Annotated in this window: 16 protein-coding genes and 1 pseudogene; 5 read left to right on the top strand and 12 right to left on the bottom strand. The window is 31.5% G+C overall.

Features of this window, described 5'->3' with window-relative positions:
- Window positions 1-24 precede the first annotated feature (24 nt).
- The 10 genes and pseudogenes from Q6H37_RS02545 to Q6H37_RS02500 all read right to left on the bottom strand — a co-directional run.
- A complete protein-coding gene (locus Q6H37_RS02545; protein WP_318739018.1) occupies window positions 25-1,029 on the bottom strand; it encodes an electron transfer flavoprotein subunit alpha/FixB family protein in 1,005 nt (334 codons plus the stop codon).
- An 18-nt stretch (window positions 1,030-1,047) separates the two neighbouring features.
- Complete coding sequence (locus Q6H37_RS02540; RefSeq protein ID WP_318739017.1) at window positions 1,048-1,827, bottom strand: electron transfer flavoprotein subunit beta/FixA family protein; 780 nt, start codon at window positions 1,825-1,827, stop codon at window positions 1,048-1,050.
- Between the two features lie 12 nt (window positions 1,828-1,839).
- Window positions 1,840-2,979, bottom strand: a complete 1,140-nt coding sequence (locus Q6H37_RS02535; RefSeq protein ID WP_318739016.1) for an acyl-CoA dehydrogenase — start codon at window positions 2,977-2,979, stop codon at window positions 1,840-1,842.
- A gap of 279 nt (window positions 2,980-3,258) precedes the next feature.
- Window positions 3,259-4,437: an acetyl-CoA C-acetyltransferase gene (locus tag Q6H37_RS02530; RefSeq protein ID WP_318739015.1), complete on the bottom strand. Its 1,179-nt coding sequence runs from the start codon at window positions 4,435-4,437 to the stop codon at window positions 3,259-3,261.
- Window positions 4,438-4,459: 22 nt separating this feature from the next.
- Window positions 4,460-5,305, bottom strand: a complete 846-nt coding sequence (locus tag Q6H37_RS02525) for a 3-hydroxybutyryl-CoA dehydrogenase (protein ID WP_318739014.1) — start codon at window positions 5,303-5,305, stop codon at window positions 4,460-4,462.
- A gap of 43 nt (window positions 5,306-5,348) precedes the next feature.
- A complete protein-coding gene (locus Q6H37_RS02520) occupies window positions 5,349-6,128 on the bottom strand; it encodes a short-chain-enoyl-CoA hydratase (RefSeq protein WP_318742906.1) in 780 nt (259 codons plus the stop codon).
- Between the two features lie 178 nt (window positions 6,129-6,306).
- A complete protein-coding gene (locus Q6H37_RS02515; RefSeq protein WP_318739013.1) occupies window positions 6,307-7,128 on the bottom strand; it encodes a ComEC/Rec2 family competence protein in 822 nt (273 codons plus the stop codon).
- 159 nt (window positions 7,129-7,287) lie between these two features.
- Window positions 7,288-8,157: a S1 RNA-binding domain-containing protein gene (locus Q6H37_RS02510; protein ID WP_318739012.1), complete on the bottom strand. Its 870-nt coding sequence runs from the start codon at window positions 8,155-8,157 to the stop codon at window positions 7,288-7,290.
- Between the two features lie 91 nt (window positions 8,158-8,248).
- Window positions 8,249-9,148, bottom strand: coding sequence for an ADP-ribosylglycohydrolase family protein (locus tag Q6H37_RS02505; protein WP_318739011.1), 900 nt, complete (start codon window positions 9,146-9,148; stop codon window positions 8,249-8,251).
- Between the two features lie 200 nt (window positions 9,149-9,348).
- A pseudogene (locus Q6H37_RS02500) lies at window positions 9,349-9,462 on the bottom strand (IS3 family transposase); the annotation flags it as partial.
- Window positions 9,463-9,642: 180 nt separating this feature from the next.
- On the opposite strand from Q6H37_RS02500, the gene Q6H37_RS02495 reads away from it, so the two are divergent.
- From Q6H37_RS02495 to Q6H37_RS02485, 3 genes are all read left to right on the top strand, one after another.
- On the top strand, window positions 9,643-10,197 hold the full coding sequence (locus tag Q6H37_RS02495) for a DUF6431 domain-containing protein (RefSeq protein WP_318742904.1): 555 nt from the start codon (window positions 9,643-9,645) through the stop codon (window positions 10,195-10,197).
- 206 nt (window positions 10,198-10,403) lie between these two features.
- On the top strand, window positions 10,404-11,663 hold the full coding sequence (locus tag Q6H37_RS02490; protein ID WP_318734736.1) for a DDE-type integrase/transposase/recombinase: 1,260 nt from the start codon (window positions 10,404-10,406) through the stop codon (window positions 11,661-11,663).
- Window positions 11,664-11,678: 15 nt separating this feature from the next.
- On the top strand, window positions 11,679-12,485 hold the full coding sequence (locus Q6H37_RS02485) for an ExeA family protein (RefSeq protein WP_318733562.1): 807 nt from the start codon (window positions 11,679-11,681) through the stop codon (window positions 12,483-12,485).
- Between the two features lie 168 nt (window positions 12,486-12,653).
- On the opposite strand, the gene Q6H37_RS02480 is transcribed toward Q6H37_RS02485, so the two are convergent.
- Window positions 12,654-13,939 (bottom strand): IS3 family transposase gene (locus Q6H37_RS02480; protein ID WP_412523899.1). Its coding sequence is split into 2 segments (ribosomal slippage): window positions 12,654-13,552 and window positions 13,552-13,939, totalling 1,287 coding nucleotides; the frame shifts between segments, so codons are not numbered across the junction.
- A 119-nt stretch (window positions 13,940-14,058) separates the two neighbouring features.
- Window positions 14,059-14,559: a gamma carbonic anhydrase family protein gene (locus Q6H37_RS02475; RefSeq protein ID WP_318739009.1), complete on the bottom strand. Its 501-nt coding sequence runs from the start codon at window positions 14,557-14,559 to the stop codon at window positions 14,059-14,061.
- Between the two features lie 266 nt (window positions 14,560-14,825).
- Here Q6H37_RS02475 and Q6H37_RS02470 point away from each other — a divergent pair, with 266 nt between their 5' ends.
- Both Q6H37_RS02470 and cooS read left to right on the top strand, forming a co-directional pair.
- Entirely contained in the window at window positions 14,826-17,864 is a 3,039-nt protein-coding gene (locus Q6H37_RS02470; RefSeq protein WP_318739008.1) for a vitamin B12-dependent ribonucleotide reductase, read from the top strand.
- A gap of 534 nt (window positions 17,865-18,398) precedes the next feature.
- On the top strand, window positions 18,399-20,318 hold the full coding sequence (gene cooS / locus Q6H37_RS02465) for an anaerobic carbon-monoxide dehydrogenase catalytic subunit (protein ID WP_318739007.1): 1,920 nt from the start codon (window positions 18,399-18,401) through the stop codon (window positions 20,316-20,318).
- Window positions 20,319-20,327 lie beyond the last annotated feature (9 nt).

The raw sequence follows: 20,327 nt of genomic DNA, 5'->3' as shown, positions 1-20,327 counted from the left end.
AAAAGCTAGAGTATCTTCAAGTTTCTAGTTGTTCAAAGCCTTTATTTCAGCTGCCATTTCAGGAATTACCTTTTTGTAATCTCCTACTATAGCTAAATCTGCTACTTTCATTATTGCAGCGCCTTCATCTTTATTTATTGCTATTATATAATCACTGTCTTGCATTCCTGCTAAGTGTTGAATTGCTCCTGATATTCCACATGCTATATATACTATAGGCTTTACTGTTTGTCCTGTCTGTCCTACTTGGCATGCCTTGTCTACCCAGCCATTTTCTACTGCTGCTCTTGAGCCTGCCACTGTTCCTCCTAGTACATCTGCTAATTCTTTTAATGGTTCAAAACCTTCTTTGCTTCCTATTCCTCTTCCTCCTGATACTATGAACTGAGCTTCTCCTATATCCATAATATCTTTTGCTATTTTAACTACTTCATCTACTTTTACTCTTATATCTGATGCTTTTATATCTGCATTTATTTTTTCTATTTCACCTTTTCTTGATGTATCCTTTTGTAATTTTTCAAATACTCCAGGTCTTACTGTTGACATTTGTGGTCTATTTGCCGCACATTCTATTGTTGCCATTAAATTTCCCCCAAATGCTGGTCTTGTCATTTGAAGATGTTTTGTTTCTGGATCTATATCTAATCCTGTACAATCTGCTGTAAGTCCTGTTGATAATCTTGCTGATACTCTTGGTCCTAAATCTCTTCCTATATATGTTGCTCCTACAAGTATTGCTTCTGGTTTTCTTTCCTGTACAAGATCACATATAACTTTTGCATATCCATCTGTTGTATAGTGTTTTAATAATGGACTATCTGCATATATTACTTTGTCTGCTCCATATGCTGCTAATTCTTTTGCTATATCATCAGCTTCACTTCCAAGTAGTAATGCTGTTACTTCTGTTCCTAATTTATCTGCTAGTTCTTTGCCTTTTCCTATTAGTTCTAATGCTACTTTTTGTAGCTTTCCATCTCTCTGCTCAGCAAATACCCATACGCCTTTATAATCTGCTATATTCATGCTAAAAAACCTCCTAATTTATACATAGTGTTTTTCTTTTAATTTTGAAACTGCATAAGCTGCTGCTTCTTTAAATGGTTTATTTACAAGTTCTCCTGCACCCTTTGCTTCCTTTGTTGAGGATTTCTTTACCTTTGTTGGTGAGCCTGATAATCCTAGAAGGGATTTATCTCCATCTATATCATTTGCAGTCCATACTTTTATCTCTTTTTCAAAGGTCTTGAATATATTCTTCATATGCATGTATCTTGGTACATTTAACTCTTTTATTGCTGTTAAAAGCACTGGTGCTTTTACTGTTAAATCTTCATATCCGTCTTCCCATGCTTTTCTAACCTTTATTTTATCTCCATCTATGTCCACTTTTTCAACATATGTAACCTGAGCTATTCCAAGATGTTCTGCTATTTCTGGTCCTACTTGTGCTGTATCTCCATCTATTGCCTGTCTTCCTGCAAATACTATATCATAATCTAGTTTCTTTATTGCTGCTGCTAATGCATGTGATGTTGCCAATGTATCTGCTCCACCAAAAGCTCTATCTGATAACAATATTGCTTCATCAGCTCCCATTGCTATTGCTTCTCTTAATGCTACCTGTGCCTGTGGTGGTCCCATACTTACTACTGTAACCTTTGCACCTTCATTTTCCTTTAATACTAATGCTTCTTCTAGTGCATTTTTATCATCTGGATTTATTATTGATGGAACCCCTTCTCTTATTAATGTTCCTGTCTTTGGATCTATTTTTACTTCTGTTGTATCTGGTACTTGTTTTAAGCAAACAACTATATTCATTTAAAAAACCTCCTATCTTAATCTGCTTCCTGATATAACCATCTTTTGAACCTGTGATGTTCCTTCGTATATTTCTGTTATCTTAGCATCTCTCATCATTCTTTCTACCGGATAATCCTTAGTATATCCATAGCCTCCGAATAACTGTACTGCCTTTGTTGTTACTTCCATTGCTATATCTGCTGCAAATAGTTTTGCTCTTGCTGCATCTATTGTATATGGAAGTCCCTTTTCCTTTTTCATTGCTGCTTTATATACTAGATGTCTTGCAGCTTCTATTTTTGTATCCATTTCTGCTACTGCCCATGCCAATCCCTGGAACTTACTTAATGCTCTTCCAAACTGCTTTCTTTCCTTAATATATTTTATAGCTTCATCCAAAGCTCCTTCTGCCAAGCCTAATGCTTGTGCTGCTATACCAATTCTTCCTCCGTCTAGAGTCTTCATTGCTATACCAAAGCCTTTTCCTTCTTTTCCTATCATATTTTCAACTGGTACTTTAACATCTTCAAATATAAGTTCTGTTGTTGATGATGCTCTTATTCCCATTTTGTTTTCAACTTTTCCTATTGAGAAGCCTGGCATACCTTTTTCTAATATAAATCCTGTTATTCCTTTATTTCCTTTACTTCTATCTGTCATTGCAAAAACTATGAATATATCTGCAACTCCACCATTTGTTATAAATATTTTTTGCCCATTTAATATATAATGGTCTCCCTCAAGAATTGCCTGACTTTGCTGTCCTGATGCATCTGTTCCTGCGTTTGGCTCTGTTAAACCAAATGCTCCTATTTTTTCACCCTTTGCAAGAGGTATTAAATATTTTTTCTTTTGTTCTTCTGTACCATGTTCTTTTATTACAGATGCACAAAGAGATGTATGTGCTGATAAAATAACCCCTGTAGTTCCACAAACCCTTGATAATTCTTCTACAGCTATTATGTATGAAAGAACATCTCCACCTGCTCCACCGTATTCTTCTGAAAATGGTATTCCCATCATGCCGTATTTAGCCATCTTCTCCACTGTTTCCATTGGAAATCTTTCTGTTTCATCTATTTCGGCAGCTAATGGTTTAACTTCATTTTCAGCAAATTCTCTTACCATTTGTTTTACAAGTTCTTGTTCCTTTGTCAATGTAAAATCCATAAAAAGTCCTCCTAATTCTATTTTATTTTTATTAAACAATACATGAACTGTTTATATATGAGGATGTTGCATTAAGGGTAATTACTACAACTTGTTATATTGGTTTTTAATTTACCAAACAACGTAGTGTACATAAATTATTTAGTGCAACAGCCCCAAATAATATATTTAAAATTAAATAGCATCGAAGTCTCAAGCCTTATAAAGGTCTCAAGCTTACACTGTTTAATTTATTATCATACTATTTTACTTTTCAATAATTACAATAGTTTTTTATAACTAGCATTTTTCAACTATTACAGCTGTTCCCATTCCTCCACCTATACATAAAGTTGCTAAGCCTTTCTTGGCATCTCTTTTCTGCATTTCATATAAAAGTGTTGTTAATATTCTAGCCCCTGACGCTCCTATTGGATGTCCTATTGATATTGCTCCTCCATTTACATTTACCTTGCTCATATCAAATTTTAAATCCTTTGCTACTGCTAAACTTTGTGCTGCAAATGCTTCATTTGCTTCTATTAAATCTATATCTTCTATTGTTAAATTAGCTTTTTCCAATGCTTTCTTTGTTGCATGGAATGGTCCGTATCCCATTATTGATGGATCTAATCCTTTTGATCCATAGGATACTATCTTAGCCATTGGTTTTATTCCCAATTCTTTTGCTTTATCTGCACTCATAACTACTATTGCTGCTGCTGCATCATTTATTCCTGATGCATTTCCTGCTGTTACTGTTCCATCCTTCTTGAAAGCTGGTCTCAATTTTCCTAGTGATTTAACAGTTGTTCCAAACCTAGGGAATTCATCTGTATCAAATACTACTTCTCCCTTTTTAGTCTTTATTACTACAGGCACTATTTCATCCTTGAATTTTCCTTCTTTAATAGCAGCTTCTGCCTTTTGTTGTGATGCTGCTGAAAATTCATCTTGCATTTCTCTTGTTATATTCCATTTTTCAGCTATATTTTCTGCTGTTATCCCCATATGATATCCATTAAATGCATCCCATAGACCATCTGTTATCATTTCGTCAACTAATTTTCCATCGCCCATTCTCTGTCCCCATCTTGCTTTTGGAATTAGATATGGTGCTGCTGACATATTTTCCATTCCACCTGCTACTACAATATCTGCATCTTCTGCTTTTATTATCTGAGCTGCTAAACTTACTGCTCTAAGTCCTGAGCCGCAAACCTTGTTTATTGTAAATCCAGTTACGCTGTCTGGAATTCCTGCTTTTATCAATGCTTGTCTTGCTGGATTTTGTCCAAGTCCTGCTTGAAGCACATTTCCCATTATGACTCCATCAACTAATTCTGGTTTTACATTGGCTCTTTTTAATGCTTCTTTAATTACAACTGCTCCTAATTCAACTGCTGGTACATCCTTTAATGTTCCTCCAAACTTTCCTACTGCTGTTCTAACAGCGCTAGCTATAACTATTTCTCTCACATTAACTCCTCCTAAAACCTTTTTATTTTGTATAATCATAAAATCCTTTTCCAGTTTTTCTCCCTAATAATTTACCTCTTACCATTTTTATTAATAATGGATTAGGTCTGTATTTTAAATCTCCAAATTCTTTATATAAAATTTTCATAATTGCTAAACATACATCTATACCAATTAAATCTCCTAGTGCTAAAGGTCCCATTGGATGGTTAGCTCCTAGCTTCATCGCTAAATCTATATCTTCTGCTGTTGCAACTCCATCTGCTAATATTCCTACAGCTTCATTTATCATAGGGATAAGTATTCTATTAACTACAAATCCTGGAGCTTCTTCTACTTCTACTGGTTCTTTTCCTATTTTCTTTGCTAATTTAACCACTGTATCCTTAGTTTCCTTTGAAGTACAAATTCCCTTTATGACCTCTACTAGTTTCATTACTAGCACTGGATTAAAGAAATGCATTCCTATAACCTTGTCTGGTCTTTTTGTTGCACTTGCCACTTCTGTAATTGATAATGATGATGTGTTTGTAGCAAGTATTGCTTCTGCCTTACAAATTCCATCTAATTCAGCAAATATTTTCTTTTTAATATCCATATTTTCTATGGCTGCTTCTACTACAAGATCTGCATCCTTTGCTAAATTCATATCTGTAGTAGGTTTTATTCTACCAAGAACTTCATTTTTAACATCTTCAGTAATTTTTCCTTTTTTAAGGCTTCTATCAAGATTTTTAGTAATGTTTAAAATTCCTCTTTCAACAAATTTATCTTCAATATCTCTTATTACTACTTCATATCCTGCTTGGGCAAATGTTTGGACAATTCCAGCTCCCATTGTTCCTGCCCCTAATACAAATACTTTCATTACATACAGCCTCCAATAATAAATTTATAATTAATCTCCCAATTTACTTTAATGTGAAAATTGGATTTCTTTTTTCTAAAAAAGCTCCCATTCCTTCTTTTTGATCTTCTGTTGCAAAGCATAAACTGAATAAATTATTTTCAATTGTCATCCCTGTGTCAATGTCAGTTTCAAAACCTTTATTTATTGCTATCTTTGCATATCTTATAGCAGCTTGAGCATTTGAAATAATTTTCTCTGCCATTGCCTTTGCTTCATTCATTAATTCTTCAGATGCAACTACTTTATTAACTAATCCTATTTTTTCAGCTTCTTCAGCTTTAATCATATCTGCCGTATATATCAATTCTTTTGCTTTTCCTGGTCCTACTAATCTTGAAAGTCTTTGTGTTCCTGCAAATCCAGGTATAATTCCTAAGCCAACTTCTGGTTGTCCAAATTTAGCTTTTTCTGAAGCTATTCTTATATCACAACTCATAGATAATTCACATCCACCACCTAATGCAAAGCCATTAACGGCTGCAATCACTGGTTTTTCCAGAAGTTCTATTTTTCTAAATACAGCCAATCCTAATTCAGCAAACTTTCTTGCCTGCTCTGGAGTTTTATCTTTCATTTCTGCTATATCTGCTCCAGCTACAAAAGCTTTTCCTTCCCCTGTTACTATAATTACGTAAACATTTTCATCGTTGTTAGCTTCATCTATACACTGATCAATTTCAGTCAATACTTCAGTGTTTAATGCATTTAATGCCTTAGATCTATTAATAGTTAATATACCAATATGACTTTTCTTTTCTAATTTAACATTTTTATATTCCAACATAATCACCCCTCATATTATATTTTATATAGCAAAAATCATACCAATATTGATGTGATCTATTCACAAAACACAAACCTATAATAACTTTATATAAATTATACTTTTAATAAAAAAATTAGATTTAAGGCCTTTGATTTAATATGCTATAACCTCAAATCTAATTTTTAAATCTCAATTACTTGATTTTTATGCTTAAATCAGATCTTGTCATTTGTAAATTTCCATTTTTAATTACTATATCTCCTTGTAGATCTGTTCTTATAACTATACTTCCTATGTTACTTATTCTATTTAAAGCCTTATTTTCCGGACTCTCCACACCATTAGAAGTTATTATTGCAATTTTAGGAGAAGCTTTTTTTAAAAAACCTTCTGTACTACTTGTGTTTAAACCATGATGTGGCACCTTTAAAATATCACAATGACTTATCTTATTATTATTTATCATATACTCTTCTTCTGTTTTTTCACAATCAGCGGCAAATAAATAATTTATCCCATCTATTTCACCTTGTAATATTATAGAATTATTATTTTCTATTCTTTTATCCTCTTTAAATGGAGTTAAAGCCTTTAAATTCATTTTTTCTTCTTTTAAAATATAATTATTAGGTATATATTTCACACTAATACCCTTTTTAGTCAATTGCTTGTAAATTGTGTATTTGATTTTATCATCATGCATTGGCAACAATACCTTGTTTATCTTTTTACTCTCTGCTATTGCTAATAATCCACCATAATGATCATCATGGTAATGAGTTAAAATCACTGTATCTATCTTATTAATTTCATTTGCATCTAAATACTTTAAAATTTTATCAGAATAATAAGACGCTCCTGTATCTATTAGGTAATTATTAATATCTGTTTTTATTAATATACAATCACTTTGCCCCGTATCTAAAAAATGTACTTCATATCTGTTTTGTTTAGCAAGCACACTATTTGTTGTGAGGATTATAATCATAAATAATATCATTAATTTTCTTTTCAACTAAAATCAGCTCCAATTTCTATTTCGCACTTATTTTTTGTTTCTTTTATGATAATATGACTGTAAAATGTACGAAAAACAACAAAAATACACCAGTGGTGACTTTTCGCACCAATGATGTATTTTTGCATCAAAGATATTTATTAAGTTACACAAATATTACTTCAGCCTTGTTCCATTCTCGTCTTGTTCTATAATTCCCTGCTTCATAAGTCCTCCTAAGGCATTTTTAAAATAATTCTTGCTCTCATGAAATACTTCTCTTATATCTTCTGGAGAACTTTTATCATTAAAAGACATACTTCCATTGTGTTTCTTAAGATATTGAACTATATTTTCCTGAAGCTCCGTTCTCTCATCCACAGCTCTTTTTCTTGGAGTAAGACCCATTCTTCCATCCTCATATATTTTTTTAACTCTAAGTTTTAACTCATATCCTTCTTTTAAATCTACAAAATATTCATTTTTAAGTATTACTCCTCTATAGGTTTTATCTATAGCTACCATAGCACTTCTATTAGTTTGAAAACCATAGATAATCCCTGTAACATCGTCCCCTACTCTATACTTACCATTTAAAATCTCATCTGTTTCTTCAACATTTAAATTTTCTAAGTATCTATCTATATCTGTAGTAGCTGCAATTCTATTTGTTTTGTCTAAGTATATATAGAACAAATAATAGTTACCTATTTCCAATCTATAAACTTGTTCTTTCATTGGAACAAAAATATCTCTTTCCATTCCAAAATCTACAAAGCTTCCTATTTTAGTTTTGGATACCACTTTAAGGTATGCAATTTCTCCAACTTGGGCTATAGGCTCTTTTAAAGTAGCTATAATTCTATCTTTTGAATCCCTATATATAAAAGCATTAACTTCATCACCTATAGAAATTTCTTTTTCTAACGCACTTTTATTGGGTAAAAGTATATCATCACTAGTATTCCCTGTACCTGCATCTAAATAGTAACCGAAATCCGCTTTTCTAACAATCTTTAAGGTATTAAATTCTCCTATGTTTATCACTTAACTTCAACTCCCTATATGAATAGATATAATATTTTAATCTAATATATTATATCCTATTAGTTAAATAGTTACTATCACTTAATTAGTATTATATACAATTCTTTTTGACTATCTTATCTTCTATCTTTTTTCCAATTTCATTTAACTTATCTTTAACTAATATCTTTTCTCTCCATCTTTTAGGTATATTATCAATTCCATAGTAAACTCCTGCTAATCCTCCTGCTATTGCTCCAATAGTATCTGGATCTCCATAAATATTTACTGCTTCACAAATAGCATCTTCTGAATTGCTAGTGTTTATAAAACACCACAAAGCGCATTGTAATGTGTCAACCACATATCCAGAAGGACTCAATTCTATTTTTTTAGTAGAAATTATATCTTCGTAATCTTGATATTTTAAAGTTTCTTCTTCTATTACCTTTAGCTTTTCATCACCATTTAAATATCTATAAATTATTGTATTATACAATTCACAAGCTTCAGCTGCTTTTTCATCATAATGGGTAAGCATAGATTGTTCCTTGCTTATTTTTATTACCTTTTTCAAATCATCATAATAGAGAGCTACAGGAATACATCTCATTAAGGTTCCATTTCCTGCTGAATGTTGGTTTAGCTGTTTATGTGCATAAGAAGATGCCTTCTTCCAACTATTGTATTTTTTATATCCTTCCATTGCAAGTTTTACAGTATTTCCAACATCCTTAGGATCAGTATCATACCAACTAATAAAGTTTTTTCCTATACATTTTAGAGGATCTTTAGGATTTTCTAATATGCCTTCAGCTACTGCAATAGTCATCATGGTATCATCCGTAACCTCTCCTGGCTTTAAATTCCAAACACCTCCACCAATTATTTCTTTCAAATATCCATATTCTTCTTTGCCCTCTTTTTTAGAAAGAAATTCTAGTGTTCCACCTAATGCATCCCCACAGGCTACTCCAAATAATCCTCCAAGTATTCTATCTTCTTTTTTCATATATATCCCCCCCTTTGATTCTTGAAATATATAAAAAGAAACATTATTATTTATCTATTCTTTAAATTTTATTATAATTCTTCTAGTTTATTCTTTACAAGGATATATTTTACATAACGTTGTCTAGTTTATATGTTTCTAAAATAAAAAGAGCATGGCCTTATAAAGTGTGCCCTTTGTCAAGGACAATAAAAAAAGAGTTATTTTAAATTAAGAAGATGATTTCTGTATTGTACAGGAGTCATCTTTTTTAGTCCCCATTGATATCTATAGTTATTATAGTAAAACATGTAGTTTTCGATTTCTTCCTTAAGTGTTATTAAGCAATTTATTTGCTTAATAACAGGTTCAAAAAAAGTAAATTATAATAGCCTTTCTTTTTACGTCAGATTAAATAATCTGACACAAAAAGAATAAGATTATTTAATCTGACTATAATTTAAAAATATAAAAAAATTTTATAGGACTGAAAAAAAGTGATAGAAATAATAAAGATGCCTTACGGCATAAGAAAATATAATAAGCTTAATAAGTATAATAGGTTTCCCATAAAATATGGATGCGAAGCATGCGGATATGAAGGAAAACTATATAGACATGGATTCTACTATAGAAATTTGATTACATTTAACAAAGCTTATAGAGTAGTTATCATTAGATATAGGTGCAAATCATGCCATAAGACGTACTCTCTTATTCCAAGTTTCATAATACCTTATAGACAATACACCTATCATGTTATATTAACTTGCCTTATTATTATGTTTAAATTTAATTACTCATTTAGCAAAATTATTAAGTTTGTTAACTCTATAAATTGTATGTTATCCATAAACAAAACTCATTTATCATTTTGGAAAAGCAGACTAATAACTTCTTTAACGGCTATTCGCCTATTTTTTGCACAACTTAAAATATTTTGCCCTGATACCAAAAATGTTTTTCCATCCAATTTACTTACAATGATTACTGATTTTTCACGTTTAAGATATGATTTTAATTTAAGATTTTTCTTAGATATGCCTAAATATTTTTTCTGTAAACCTTAATTACAGAAGCTTTAGTTTTTTTGCCCTTTATCAAATTAAACACTTCTTATTTTTTTAATGCTTATTTACTTAAAACTTGTCTCAACTTTTAAATTTTATTTTGAAGTTCTTATATTTTTCCACACAACTTTTAACGGTTAAGGCTGATTATTGAGGTACATAATTAAAAATGAAAATAAACTCAAAGTTGAAGGAGGCATTTAATTATGATATCTCATGAATTAAGCCAAAAAATAGCTCTGTTTAGATACTCTCTAATTGCACCTATAATTACTAATACTTTTACTCAATCTTCTGTTAAAGAATATTTATCAGAAATTGCTGCTAAATCTTATACTATGCCTAACGGCGGAAGAAAAGAGTATTCTCCGGCTACAATTAAAGGTTGGTTAACCTTATATAGGAAACATGGTATAGACGGTTTATATCCTAAAACAAGAGATGACAAAGGTTGTTCAAGAAAAATTTCGCAAGAAACAAAGCAGTTCATTATAAACTGCAAAATTAATTCCCCCAAAAAAACTGCTAAACATATATATCATGAAGTTATTGCCAAAGGATTTGAAAATGAAAACAATATATCTCTTTCTACAATAACTAGATTCATAAAACAGGCTAATATAGCACCTCAAAAGCTGGCGCCTCAAGATAGAAGAGCCTTTGAATTTGAATATGCGAATGAATGTTGGCAGTCTGATGTATCTGTTGGACCTTATCTCACTATTCAAGGCAGAAAATATAAAACTTATATTATAGCTTTCCTTGATGATGCTAGTAGGCTTATTGTTGGATGTAAAGTATTTTTTAAAGATGATTTATTGTCTCTTATGGCTGTTTTTAAAGATGCGGTAGCATCTAAAGGTATTCCTAAAAAAGTTTTTGTTGATAACGGAAAGATATATAAAAGTGAACAGTTTCAACTTATATGTGCTTCACTTGGGTCTATTTTAAGCTTTGCTAGGCCATATTCTCCTCAATCGAAAGGTAAAATTGAAAGGTGGTTTCAAACAATGCAAAAACAATGGATGAATTCAATAAACTGGGGTGATTTTAAGTCAATAGACATTTTGAATGAATCTCTATTGACTTATGTTAATCACTATAACAAAACCTTTCATTCATCAATAAATTCTACACCCTTTGATAAATATATGAATAATATTGAAAATTTAAGGTTTGTTTCCTCTAAAAGTGAACTTGATCATTTATTTTTATATAAAGTTCAACGTACTGTTAAAAATGACTCCACAGTATCCATAGGAACTAAATTATTTGAAGTTCCATTAAAGTATGTAAGAGAAAAAATAAATATTCGTTATGATCCTACTTCACTTGATAAAGCATACATCTTCTCTGAAGATGCTAAGCTTACAGATACTATTTTCCCACTAAAAAAAATTGATAACTCAAAGGTTAGAAGATCTAATAATGATTCTGTTGATTTTTCTGCCTTTAAAGCTAACTAACCGGAGGTTGATATTATGTATAAAACTTTTTATGGGTTAACCTTTGACCCATTTGATAAAAATATTGATTTAACACACAGCTTTAAATTCCAAGACTTTAATCACGCATTAAGCAGATTAGAATTTTTAAAATCTGTTTTGGGCATTGGTGTACTTACTGGTGAACCCGGAGTAGGTAAGTCTTTCCTACTCCGTTATTTTGTAAATTCACTCAACCCCAATTTATATAAATGTATATATATTCCTATTTCGACCTTAACGGTCATGGATTTTTACAGAGCTCTTTGTGATGGTCTTGGAATAATTCCTGCCTGTAAAAAAGTTACTATGTTTAAACAAATACAGGAAGCTATATACACTTATAGTCATAGTAAAAATATAACCCCAGTCATTATATTAGATGAATGTCAGTTTTTAAGCAATTCCATCCTTGATGATTTAAGAATTATATTTAACTTTAATATGGATTCAAAGAATTATGCTATGCTAATTCTTTCAGGTCAACCTAACTTTTTACTTCAACTCAGCAGACAAATTCATGAAGCGCTGCGCCAGCGAATTTTAATGAATTATTGCTTACGAGGGCTAACGCCAGAAGAATGTAAACCCTACATAATTTCAATGCTTAAAGCCGCAGGCTGCATAGAACCTATTTTTACTGATGATGCATTTGAACTTATGTATTCAACCACAAATGGCTCTATAAGACCTTTAAATTCTCTAACGAGAATGTGTCTTATTTCTGGTGCTAATCAAAAACTTTCCTCTATTAATGCTGAAATAGTTTATAAAGCTCAAAGCGAAATTGACCTTACAATTTAATTTTAAACACTGCTTACTTGGCAGTGTTTTTTTATACCTATATTAATTGTCTAATTTTCATATTTTATACATTGTGGATATTGTGAAGAAAGGTTGATTTAATTTGACTTTTTACATATTTTTTTCTATCGTAAGATTATTTAATCTGCATTTTTACCATATTATTACTTAATTTAGGTTGAAATAATTTGACTTTGAATAGCTTAAATAATTTGACGCGTAACACTTAAGTTCACTTAAAGTTTCACATGACTTAATGTACGATTCATCTTTAAAGTGTCCAAAAAACGATTCCTGCGGCGCATTATCCCAGCAATTACCGCGCCTTGACATGGATTGTCCTAGGCGGTAGCCTTTCACTAGGCTTTGAAACTTAGGACTTGTATAGTGAGCACCTTGATCAGAGTGAATAAATGCATCTATAGTAAGTTTAACTTGTCCTTCATTTATTAGTTTGTCTATCGTATCTGTAGCTATGTCAAGCGTCAATTTATCTGATAGATTATATGAAAGAATTTCATTAGTAGATCCATCCTTAATTGTTGATAGATATGCTTTCTTACCATTGCCGTAAAATAAGTAAGTTATATCAGTGAGAAGCACCTTCCCAGGTGTATTTTGTTTAAAATTCCTATTTAATAAATTAGGCAGGGTGGTATGTTCTTTAGTAGCTTTCATTATTCTTCTATAAGGATTTGCTTTTCTAATAGGACAAATAATTCCGTACTTTATCATTATCCTTCGAATACGTTTTAAATTGTATACGATTCCAAATTCACCTTCTAATGTCATTTTTATTTGCTTAGCTCCTTTTTTGCGTCCTTTAAAGTTATATGCTTTTAGAATGATATCTCTCGACATCTCATCCTTACCAGTGCGTTTATTCCTTGCTCTATGGGATTTTGATGAAAAATAATTATAGTATCCAGAACGGGATACACCTACTATTTTGCATAAATAACTAATCAAGTTTTTCAACTTATGCTTTGTAATTACCAACTTAATAAGATTGAACTTCTGTTCAGCCGGTAGGCTTATTTCTTTTTCATCATCCCCCTTTCTAACATATCGAGTTTTTTTAACAATTCATTCTCAGCTTTAAGCAAACTAATTTGCGCCTTAAGACGTTCATATTTTTCTTCGATGGAGAGTTCCGTATCTCTAGGCCTCCCTGAATTATCTTTTCTGGTATCCTGTAATCCTAATACACCTTCCTTATTGTACGCAGTACGCCATCTATAAGCTGCCATTTCTATGCGCTTTTTCCCCAAAATATTTATGTCAAATCCGCATTCTTCGAATATTAGCCTTGGAAACTTGCCTTTTCCGTCCTCACTTATAAAGATGCGCTTAAATTCATCAGTATAGGTTATTCCCTTCGCGCTGACGCGCTTAACATATTTGTTCTTAGATAGTATTTCTAGTTCTTCATTTGTGAATATTTTCTTGCTCATTCAACCTACCCCAATCTCTCAATCTCAGCTTGTTTTATTATAACAAAAATACCCTATAGGGTAGACTCTTTTTTCTTTGTCTACTCTATAGGGTACATTTTATTAAAACCTATACTCTATTACTTATGATCATTAGCTTCTTTAATATAATCAAAAGCTGAACTTCTAATTTTTTCTTTTTCATCTTCTGTAAGTTCACGTATAACTCTTGCAGGTGATCCCATACATAAAACTCCTGAAGGTATTTTTTTTCTTTCAGTTACTAAACTTCCTGCACCTATAATAGTTTCATCTCCTATTTCTGCATCATTTAAAATAATTGATCCCATACCAATTAAGCAATTGTTACCAATTTTGCATCCATGTATAACAGCATTATGTCCAACAGTTACATATTCACCTATTTCCACAGAACTATTATTTCCTACATGTACAGTACAGTTATCTTGAATATTGCTGCCTTTTCCTATATGTATAGAGTTGCAATCTCCCCTAAGTACAGTGCCATACCAAATACCAACATCTTCTAGCAAAGTAACCCTTCCTATAACATCTGCACTATGTGCTACAAAAACACTTTTGTCTATTACAGGTTTTATATCTTTATAATTAATTATCACTTTAACACCTCTTTGGAAAAATTTTTTATAATATTATAACAAATAAAAATTGTATTGTCTAAATTCACTTTTATCTATTTATCTACGTTCTACGGAAACATATTAAAATTAGACCCTTTTACTATAAATAATCAATGTTTATTAACAATATTTATTGTTGAATTTAGCATAAATATACTTTATAATAAATATACTACATATAGTATCACATTACAATAACTATACTATATATAGTATAGTTTTATAATACAAGGAGGAAACTTATTTTGAAATCCCTTACTGATTTATTTAAAAGATATTATACAAAGGAATTAGAAAATAATTCTGACAAGACAGTCTATGACTTATTTACCTGGAAGAAAACAGATGTTTTTCTAAAGGATCATAAAAGTGGTAAAGTGCTAGTTGATATGAAGGATTTAGAATTTCCTGAGCAATATTCACAAACAGCTTGTGATATTATAGCTTCTAAATATTTTAGAAGAGCAGGTGTTCCTAATGAAAATGGTTATGAAAACAGTATGAAATCCATAGCTCATAGGATGGTTAATTTTTGGTGTGAAGCTTTAAAAGATGAAGGTATTATAAAAACAGAAAAAGAAGCTTCTATATTTTATGATGAAAGTGTATATGCCTTATTAAATCAAATGTATGCACCTAACTCACCTCAATGGTTTAATACAGGTCTTGCTCAATCATATGATATAAAAGGCAGTAAGCAAGGTCTTTATTATTTTGATGAAAATAAAGAAAAGGTAGTTGATTCCTGTGATAACTACACCAGAACTCAGGCTTCAGCTTGTTTTATATTATCTATAGAGGATAAGCTTTTAGGCCCTCACTCTATATCAGACCAATATATTACGGAAACAAAACTTTTTAAAGGAGGATCTGGAACAGGTACTAACTTTTCTTCTATAAGAGCGAAAGGTGAAAAACTTTCTGGTGGTGGTTTTTCATCTGGCTTAATGAGCTTCTTAAAAGGCTTAGATAGAAATGCTGGCGCCATAAAGTCTGGTGGTACCACAAGAAGAGCTGCCAAAATGGTATGTTTAGATGTTGATCATCCTGAAATTATGGATTTCATGACCTGGAAAGCTAAAGAAGAGAATAAAGTAAGAGCTCTTGGTAAAATGGGCTATGATATGGATATTGATGGTGAAGCTTATGAAACAGTTTCCGGACAAAACAGCAATAACTCTGTTAGATTTTCAGATTACTTTATGAATAAAGTTCAAAATTTAAACAATACCTCTGATGAAACCATAGAACTTAAAGGTAGAGTTGATTCAAAACTAGATAAAATTATTGGTGTATCTGATATTTGGGAAGCTTTCAATTCTTCGTCTTGGCAATGTGCTGATCCTGCTCCTCAATTTAGTGACACCTTTAACGCTTGGCATACTTGTCCCGCTGGAGAAGATGGTGCTTTAAATGCTCCATATAATAGAATTAATTCAACAAATCCATGTGGTGAATATGCCTTTTTAGACGATTCTTCTTGTAATTTGGCTTCTGTAAATATATATAGATTTTATAACAATACTACACATAAATTTGATATAGATGGGTATCTGCATGTAATAAGTCTAGTTCAATTAATTCTTGAAGCTTCTATACACTGGGGTCAGTATCCAACAGAAGATATTGCAAGAAAGAGTTACTTGTTTAGACCTACTGGACTTGGCATATCTAATGTAGCATCACTTTTTATGGTTATGGGATATGCTTATGATTCTGATGAAGCTAGAAATATAGCATCTTCATTAATAGGAATTCTTACAGGTTATTCATATTATACATCATCTTTGATTTCTAAAGAAATTGGTGCCTTTAAGAAGTTTGAAATAAATAAACCCTATATGATGAGAGTTATTAGAAATCATGTAAGAGCTGCAGGAGTTGACCCTGATGATGTTATTAAAAATAATAAAACTAAATATGGAAATAATTTTGAAGGCTTAAATTATACTCCAATAAAAGTAGATCATAATATTTTAAATAAAGAAGGTTTAAAATACATAAGTTTATGCCTTAAAGATTGTTGGGGTAAAGCTTTAAGCTATGGTGAAGAATATGGATATAGAAATGCACAAGTTTCAGTAATAGCTCCTACTGGAACTATATCATTTGCTATGGACTGCGGTGCTACATCAATTGAACCATTTTTTAGCCATATAGTATACAAAAAGCTTTCTGGTGGTGGCTTTTTAACCATAATAAATCCTGTTATAACTGTAGCTTTAAAAAATCTTGGATATTCAAATGATGAAGTAGAAGATATTTTAGACTATGTACTTGAAAAAGAAACAGTAACAGAAAATGGATTTACATATGAAAAAGTTTTAGATGGCAAGATTGAAGGTGCACCACACTTAAAAGAAGAACATTTGCCTATTTTTGATACTTCTAATCGATGTGGAAGTGGAGAAAGATATATACTTCCTATGGGACACGTACTTATGGTAGCTTCAATAACTCCACTTATATCCGGAGCAATATCTAAAACTGTAAATTTACCTAAAACTGCTACTATAGATGATTTTAAAAATATAGTATTATCCTCTTGGAAATTAGGGGTAAAAGGAATAGCTCTTTATAGAGATTCTTCCAAGGCTGCTCAACCTTTAAACACTACACTTACAGATAATGTGGATTTAAAGCTTGAAGATTTAACTTATAAACAGCTTCTTCAAAAAGCTAAAGATTTACAAAAAGGAATAAAGCCTTCAAGACGAGATAAACCTATAGGCATAAGACGTGGTACTACTCACCCTGCCCAAATTGATGACGTTAAAATATATACTACTGTTAACAGACGTGAAAATGGTGAGATATCAGAAATATATATAACTACAGATAGAGAAGGTACTATAATAACAGGACTTTTAAATTCATTGTCTAAAGCTGTTTCTGTAATGCTTCAATATCATGTACCGCCTCAGGACATAGCAAGAATGTTAAGAGGTCAAAAATACGAACCTTATGGTTTCGTACAAAAACATCCTTATATAAAGAATGTATCTTCAATATCTGATTTAATAAGTAAAGTTATAGATATTGAACTTGGGGATTTTTCAAGATGTCAGATTAAGCCCGAAAATTATGATGAAAATACCTTAAATGTAAGCACTGAAACTGCTGTATCTTCATCTAACATTCCAGAAAACAAAATTAAAATAAAAAAAGTCGATGGTGAAAGACTCTACAATGTTACTTGCCCAAATTGTTCCGGTACCAGAATGGTCAGGAATGGTACTTGTATGGTTTGCCTGGATTGTGGCTCTACTACTGGTTGCAGTTAAAACAAGGTGTCCTTTAAAGGACACCTTTATAATATGTCATATCGAGTATTTATCCTATTATCACCTGCTTAGCATACCATTTTAACGCAGAAGATAAATTAGACTAAAACTCTTCTTTATAGTACCTAAAATTATATATAAGAAAAAAGCCTACATGGGGGAACATGTGGCTTAATAGGGGATATTATTTAATAATAAGTCTTTCATATCAACAAAACTTAATTTGTCCACGATAATATGTTTATTGATAATTTTCGACTCAATTACAAATAAGATAATAACACTTAAAATATAATTAGTCAATATATTTTTATAAAAAACATTATATTTCGACATTATTTTTTCTTCTTATGCAAATTTTAAGTTTTTCACAAGAAACATGATATTACTGTATCCCAATACACTTATATTAAGTTTTTGTTCATACATACCTAGATAATTTTAATTATGGAGAATTAGAAATGTATAATTAAATTCATTATAGGAAAATTTACTATTAGCACTAGTCATAATAGTAAAAGGAGTGAATAATTTATGAGTGAAACTATATTAGAAAAATCAGAAGGTAGAGTAAGTTATCATGATTCTGTAGAGGAAATGCTTAAAAGAATTAGAGAGGATGGAATGTCTAATGCATTTGATAGATATGCTCTTCAAGACAAAATTAGGTGCAAATTTTGCCTTGAAGGTTTAAGCTGTCAATTATGTTCAAATGGTCCATGTAGAATAAGTGAAAAAACAGGTCAAACCAAAGGTGTATGTGGAATAGGTCCTGATGCCATGGCAATGAGAAACTTTCTTCTAAAAAACATAATGGGTGCAGGTACATATAGTCATCATGCTTATGAAGCTTTTAGAACATTAAAAGCTACAGCTGAAGGAAAAACTCCATTTAAAATTACAGATGTAAATAAACTTAAATGGATGTGTGAAAAAGTAGGTATAAATACAAGTCAGGAAGTTAATGATATGGCCATAGAATTAGCTGTTCTACTTGAAGATCAACAAAGAATTGGTGTAGAAGATAAGAATATCATGGTTGAAGCTTTTGCCCCAAAAAAGAGAAAAGAATTATGGAGAAAACTGGATATATATCCTGGTGGAACAGTTCACGAGGAACAAAATTGTGTAGCTAGTTGTCTTACAAATGTTGATGGAAGCCACGTTTCCTTGGCTATGAAAGCTCTTAGACTTGGTATAGCAACTATATATAACTCTCAGATAGGTCTAGAAATGGTGCAGGATATACTGTTTGGAACACCAACACCACATGAAGTTAATATGGATTTAGGAATCATGGATCCAGAATACGTAAATATAGTATTTAATGGTCATCAACCTTGGCCTGGAGTTGCCACTATATTAAAATCAAGAACGCAAGAAATTCAAGAAAAAGCAAAAGCTGCTGGGGCTAAAGGTCTTAGAATAGTAGGTTCCATAGAAACAGGTCAAGAACTACTACAAAGATTTGAAATAGATGATGTATTCGTAGGTCATATGGGAAACTGGCTTACTATAGAACCATTATTAGCTACTGGTACTGTGGATGTATTTGCAATGGAAGAAAATTGCTCACCACCAGCTATAGATATGTACGCTGAAAAGTATCAAGTAACTTTGGTATCTGTAAGTACTATAATTGATTTACCAGGTCTTGATGAAAAAATTCCTTATGATCCTTCTCAAGTAAATACCATGGCTGATAGATTAATTGAACTTGCTATAGAAAATTTTAAAAAGAGAAAAGAAAGAAAAATTCAGCCAATGGTTCCTAAAAAAGTTCAAAAGGCTGTAGCTGGTTTTTCAACTGAAGCTGTTTTAGGGGCTCTTGGTAATAAACTTGATCCATTAGTAGATGTAATATCTGCTGGAAAAATTAAGGGAGTTGTAGCTCTTGCAAACTGCTCCACCCTAAGAAATGGTCCTCAAGATTCCATGACAATAAATCTTACAAAAGAACTTATAAAAAAAGATATATTAGTTGTCAGCGCAGGATGTGGAAACCATGCTCTTGAGGTTGCAGGACTTTGTACCGTAGAAGCAGCTAATACTATGGCTGGTGAAGGGCTAAAAGAAGTATGTAATATGTTAAAAATACCTCCAGTATTAAGTTTTGGAACTTGTACTGATACAGGAAGAATATCTATGCTTGTTACTGCTCTGGCAGATCATTTGGATGTTGATGTATCTGATCTTCCAATAGCTGTTACTGCTCCAGAATGGATGGAACAAAAAGCAACTATAGATGGAATTTTTGCATTAGCTTATGGGGCTTATACTCATCTATCTCCTACTCCTTTCATGACAGGAGCTCCTCAGCTTGTAGAGCTTCTAACTAAAAAAGCAGAGGATGTAACAGGTGGAAAAATTGCGCTAGGAGATGATCCTGTTGAAGTGGCAAACAATATAGAAGCTCATATAATGAATAAAAGAAAAGGGTTAGGCTTAAGTTAATATAAAAAA

This window comes from Clostridium sp. JS66, from assembly GCF_033561535.1.
GTDB lineage: Bacteria > Bacillota > Clostridia > Clostridiales > Clostridiaceae > Clostridium_AM > Clostridium_AM carboxidivorans.
This window is presented reverse-complemented; position numbering and strand designations above follow the sequence as displayed.

Coding starts and splice junctions, on each gene's coding strand:
- Q6H37_RS02545 (WP_318739018.1), bottom strand. CDS start 1,029: ATGAATATAGCAGATTATAAAGGCGTATGGGTATTTGCTGAGCAGAGA.
- Q6H37_RS02540 (WP_318739017.1), bottom strand. CDS start 1,827: ATGAATATAGTTGTTTGCTTAAAACAAGTACCAGATACAACAGAAGTA.
- Q6H37_RS02535 (WP_318739016.1), bottom strand. CDS start 2,979: ATGGATTTTACATTGACAAAGGAACAAGAACTTGTAAAACAAATGGTA.
- Q6H37_RS02525 (WP_318739014.1), bottom strand. CDS start 5,305: ATGAAAGTATTTGTATTAGGGGCAGGAACAATGGGAGCTGGAATTGTC.
- Q6H37_RS02505 (WP_318739011.1), bottom strand. CDS start 9,148: ATGAAAAAAGAAGATAGAATACTTGGAGGATTATTTGGAGTAGCCTGT.
- Q6H37_RS02495 (WP_318742904.1), top strand. CDS start 9,643: ATGCCTTACGGCATAAGAAAATATAATAAGCTTAATAAGTATAATAGG.
- Q6H37_RS02490 (WP_318734736.1), top strand. CDS start 10,404: ATGATATCTCATGAATTAAGCCAAAAAATAGCTCTGTTTAGATACTCT.
- Q6H37_RS02485 (WP_318733562.1), top strand. CDS start 11,679: ATGTATAAAACTTTTTATGGGTTAACCTTTGACCCATTTGATAAAAAT.
- cooS (WP_318739007.1), top strand. CDS start 18,399: ATGAGTGAAACTATATTAGAAAAATCAGAAGGTAGAGTAAGTTATCAT.